Origin of the sequence: Pseudarthrobacter sp. R1 (assembly GCF_024494415.1) — a bacterium.
Classification (GTDB): Bacteria; Actinomycetota; Actinomycetes; order Actinomycetales; family Micrococcaceae; genus Arthrobacter.
The window spans coordinates 1-4,971 of the sequence record NZ_JAMKFI010000012.1 but is presented as its reverse complement, the minus strand read 5'-3'; the positions used below and the strand labels follow the sequence as shown (position 1 = coordinate 4,971).

2 protein-coding genes and 2 rRNA genes are annotated in these 4,971 nt (G+C 64.4%); all 4 read left to right on the top strand.

The genetic code is table 11. The features are described 5' to 3' along the window. Positions 1-2 precede the first annotated feature (2 nt). Positions 3-119: ribosomal RNA gene (gene rrf, locus M8J71_RS22615) — 5S ribosomal RNA — on the top strand. A 114-nt stretch (positions 120-233) separates the two neighbouring features. After that, on the top strand, positions 234-1,241 hold the full coding sequence (locus M8J71_RS22610) for a LacI family DNA-binding transcriptional regulator (protein ID WP_256250112.1): 1,008 nt from the start codon (positions 234-236) through the stop codon (positions 1,239-1,241). Between the two features lie 123 nt (positions 1,242-1,364). Continuing rightward, entirely contained in the window at positions 1,365-4,394 is a 3,030-nt protein-coding gene (locus M8J71_RS22605; RefSeq protein WP_256250111.1) for a glycoside hydrolase family 2 TIM barrel-domain containing protein, read from the top strand. 452 nt (positions 4,395-4,846) lie between these two features. After that, positions 4,847-4,963: ribosomal RNA gene (rrf, locus tag M8J71_RS22600) — 5S ribosomal RNA — on the top strand. Positions 4,964-4,971: the final 8 nt, after the last annotated feature.

The window sequence follows — 4,971 nt, the reverse complement described above, 5'->3', positions numbered from 1 at the left end:
GTTACGGCGGTCATAGCGTGGGGGAAACGCCCGGTCCCATTCCGAACCCGGAAGCTAAGACCCACAGCGCCGATGGTACTGCACCCGGGAGGGTGTGGGAGAGTAGGTCACCGCCGGACAACCATTAGGTCGAGGCCCCAACCACCAGGTTGGGGCCTCCCACATTTAAACACACAAAACACCGCCATGGCAGCCCGGCAGTCGAAAGCCCTGGCCCGCCTAAACTTACCGTCATGACCCCTAGCTCCCGTGAACCTCGCATCCGCAGAGCAACAATTCTGGATGTGGCAGCCGCCGCGGGAGTCTCGCGTCAGACGGTGACGCGGGCCATGAACGACATGCCTGGAATCAGTCCTGCAACCCGGGAACGGGTTCAACAGCTCGCGGCAGAGTTGGGCTACACCCCGAGCCGGTTTGCGAAGGGCCTGGTGCAGGGCGCGCGGGTCTCTCTGGGCCTTGCCATCCCGGACCTTACCAACCCCTACTTTCCTGCTTTCGCATCCAGTGTGGTGGAAGTGGCCACACAGCGCGGCTGGAACGTGGTTGTTGATGACTTCGGCCACGGCAGCGGGAGCGGCTTGGATGCCGTCGCCCGCCTCGCACCCCAGGTCGACGCGCTCGTCGGCTATCTTGGTGCCTGCTCGAGTGATGCCCAGACGATGATGGGCCGGCGCCCGGTCGTGGTGCTCGACGACCCGTCAGGCCACGCGGCCGGCGGCATCTCCTTTGACTACTCCTACGCGGCGCGGACTGCCCTGGAGCGCCTCCAAGCCGCGCACTGCCGGGAGATTGCCTACCTTGATTCGGACCAGGAGGGCCCGGCCACCACCCGCGGGCTGGCCGTCGCCGCTGCAGCAAAGGAAGCGGGCATTGAGCTCACGGTACGGAAGGCCGCTGATTCCGCCCCCGGTGCGCGGGAAGCCGTCCACTCCCTGATCGAGGATCGCGGCGGAATTGACGGGCTTCTGGTCTTCAACGACCTCATGGCGGCAGGGGCGCTAAAAGCACTGCAGGACGCCGGCAAGACGGTGCCGGGAGACTGTGCAGTAATCGGGATGGACGGGATCCCTTTGGGGGAGCTCTTGACACCCGAGCTGACCACTCTCGCCCTCGACCTGCGGGCAGTTGGACGCGCCGCCGTCGACCTCGTGGCTAACCTGCTGACAGGTACTGTGGAGGCCGGGAGTGAAGACGCCATGCTGGTTCTCAGGCACGAGTTGGTTCTTCGCCAGTCAGCCTGACCCTACTCAAACGGGACAAAGTCGACTAAGCTCGGTGTGCGGCCCGTGAACGTTCACGTAGTATTTTCCCCCAAGGGAACGCCGTCCGCCTGCAACCCTTCCGACAGACCAGCAAGGAAGCACATGTCAGTTCAATCGCCCGCCGCCCCCGCCGGCAGCCCAGATCTGGCGGCAGGTTCGCCCGCCGTCAGCCTCGAAATTGGTGCGGAGGGCGTGCGGCAGCTGTCCTCCCTGGAGCCCGGCGCCGGCAGCCTCCCGGCGCGCGCCTTCCTGAACACTGATGCACCAACGCTGTCACTCAACGGGGAATGGCAGTTCAGGCTCAGCCCCGGAATCCGGCTGGCACCGGAGGACGGCTGGCAGCTGGGGAAGGACCTGAGCGGCTTCGAGAGCCTGCCCGTTCCGTCCAGCTGGCCGATGCACGGGCACGGCGCCCCTGCCTACACCAACGTCCAGTTCCCGTTTGCCGTGGAGCCGCCACACGTTCCCGAGGCAAATCCCATCGGGGACCACGTGGTGGTCTTTGAGGCCGGGCCCGAATTTTTTCCGCATGCCCTATTGCGGTTCGACGGCATCGAATCCGCCGGAACAGTGTGGCTGAACGGAGTGGAACTCGGAACGACGCGCGGCAGCAGGCTTGCCCACGAATTCGACGTTTCCGGAATCCTGGAGCAGGGAACGAACACGCTGGCCGTGCGCGTCGCCCAGTTCTCGGCCGCCAGTTACGTGGAGGACCAGGACATGTGGTGGCTCCCCGGCATCTTCCGCGACGTTACCCTGCAGGCGCGGCCGGCCGACGGCATCGATGATGTCTTTGTGCACGCGGACTACGACCACCGCACCGGCGAAGGCGTCCTCCGGATGGAGGCAAGCCGGGGCGGACAGGCGATTGACGCCGTCGTCCGCGTTCCGGAACTGAACCTGGAACTGACCGCAGGCACCGAGGTGCGGCTCCCCGCCGTCGAGCCGTGGTCCGCTGAGGTGCCCAGGCTCTACGAGGCAACGGTCAGCACTCCCGCCGAGGCCGTGGCACTACAGGTCGGCTTCCGCAGCATCGCCATTGAAGACGCCCAGTTCAAGGTCAACGGGCGGCGGATCCTGCTGCGCGGCGTCAACCGCCATGAGCACCATCCGCGCCTTGGCCGGGTAGTCCCCAGGGATGTGGTGGAGGCTGAGTTGCGGCTCATGAAGCAGCACAACATCAACGCCATCCGGACGTCCCATTACCCGCCCCACCCGGAGTTCCTGGCGCTTGCGGACCAGCTTGGCTTCTACGTTGTGCTGGAGTGCGACCTGGAAACCCACGGCTTCGAAAGCGCCGGCTGGGCGCAAAACCCTAGCGATGACCCGCAGTGGGAAGCCGCGCTGGTAGACCGTATGCGGCGCACGGTCGAGCGGGACAAGAACCACCCGGCGGTGATCATGTGGTCGCTCGGCAATGAGGCGGGCACCGGCGGGAACCTCGCCGCCATGTCCCGCTGGACGAAGGACCGGGACCCGTCCCGCCCCATCCATTACGAAGGAGACTGGTCTTCCGCGCATGTGGATGTCTACTCAAGGATGTACGCCAGCCAGGCGGAAACGGCACTGATCGGACAGGGGATAGAGCCGGCCCTGGAAAACTCCGCACTGGATTCCCGACGCCGGGCCATGCCCTTTGTGCTGTGCGAATACGTACACGCCATGGGCAACGGCCCCGGCGGCATGAGTGAGTACCAGGAGCTTTTCGAACGGTACCCGCGACTGATGGGCGGCTTTGTCTGGGAATGGCTGGAGCACGGCATCACTGTCGCCACTCCCGGGGGCGGCAAGCACTACGCGTACGGCGGGGACTTCGGGGAGCAAGTGCACGACGGCAACTTTGTCACCGATGGGCTGGTGGACGCGGACCGCAATCCCAGGCCGGGACTGCTGGACTTCAAGAAAGTCATCGAACCGCTGCATATCAGCGTGGCCGCTGACTGGTCGGGCTTCACGGTCCGCAATGGGCAGGATTTCGCTGGCACCGGCGCCTACAGCTTCCGGTATGTAGTCGAGTCCGACGGCGTGCCGATCGACGCCGGCACTGTGGACGTTGCGGCCGTGGCGCCTCAGGCCGAGGCAGCTGTGGAGCTGCCCGCCAGTCTTGCTGCCCTCGCAGATTCACTGCCCGACGACCAGCCAGCGGTACTTACCGTCAGCGCGGTCCTTGCCGCTGATTCAGCGTGGGCACCGGCAGGGCACGAAGTTGCCTGGGGACAGGCGGCTCGGGGGCTTGGCGCCGCGATTCAGCCCGTACCGGATGAACCCGTGCTCGTCCAGGAAACCGAGCTCAGCCTGGGACCGGTGGCTTTCAGCCGCGTCACGGGTATGCCCACCTCCATCGGCGGCGTCCCCGTCGAGAAGATGAGCCTGGCATTGTGGTGGCCCCCTACCGACAATGACCTGGGCAGGGAGTGGGGCGGTGCCGACGAGCGACCTCTCGCCACACAGTGGACGGATGCCGGGCTGAACCGCCTCCATACACGGTTGCTCGGCATCAGCTCGGAGGCTTCCTCTGAGGATGGAGAAGCCTTGACGGTTCGCACCCGCGTGAGTGCCGCCGACAAGCAATATGGCGTGTTGGTGGACTACACCTGGAGCAGCGACGGTACAACGGTTGCACTCCGGACGCAGGTCAGGCCTGACGGCGAATGGGTCAACCGCGGCTTTCCGGTGGAGTGGGCGCGGATTGGACTGGAAATCGTGCTGGGCGAAGAGACCACGTCGGTTACGTGGTTCGGCAGGGGCCCTCACCAGAGCTACCCCGATACGGGGCAGGGGGCAAGGCTGGGTTGGTTCTCGCTGCCGCTGGCCGACTGGGACGTGGACTACGTGCGGCCGCAGGAATCCGGGGCGAGATCAGGGGTGCGGCGGGCCGCCCTGGAGCTCACTGACAATACGCTCGAGATTTCCGGAGATCCCTTTGCCTTAACTGTCCGGCCCTACGGCCAGGACATTTTGGACGCAGCGGCTCACCGTCCGGACTTGTCGGCTGATGGCAGGAGTTACGTGTACGTGGACCATGCGCTTCGGGGTGTGGGAACCGCCGCCTGTGGTCCCGGCGTGCTTGAGCAGTACCGACTCAAGCCCCGGGAAGCTGATTTCATGCTGACTTTTAGGGTCCGGGGCTGACGTACTGGGGGTGTGAGCCAGTCCATAGTGTGGTTTTGGTGGTGGGGTGGGCTTGTCTTGGGGGTTGTGCGTTGGGAATTCCGCGGGATTCTGTGGTTTTTGGGGGTGTGGGGTGGGTGTTGGGGTGGATTTGCGGGGTGGGCTTGGGGGGTGTATTGTTTTCTGAGTCGCCGCCGCTGAAGCGGAAAGATGGCGGCTAATCCCCCCTTTATGAACGGCCTGAAAATGGTTCGCCTTTTGGTGTGCTGGTCTTGGGTGGGGCTGGTTGTGGGTAGTGCGGGTCGCGGAAACGCTGATTTGCTTCGCTGCTTGGAACCGGGTAAGTTTGAAAAGTTGCTCCGGAGCGATCCTGAACCGTTTGGTTGGGTGGTGCCGGGTGTGTCTGTTGTTTGAGAACTCAATAGTGTGCCAAGTTTGTTGATACCGATTTGTTTTTATGGATTAGCAAGGGTTACGGCGGTCATAGCGTGGGGGAAACGCCCGGTCCCATTCCGAACCCGGAAGCTAAGACCCACAGCGCCGATGGTACTGCACCCGGGAGGGTGTGGGAGAGTAGGTCACCGCCGGACAACCATTA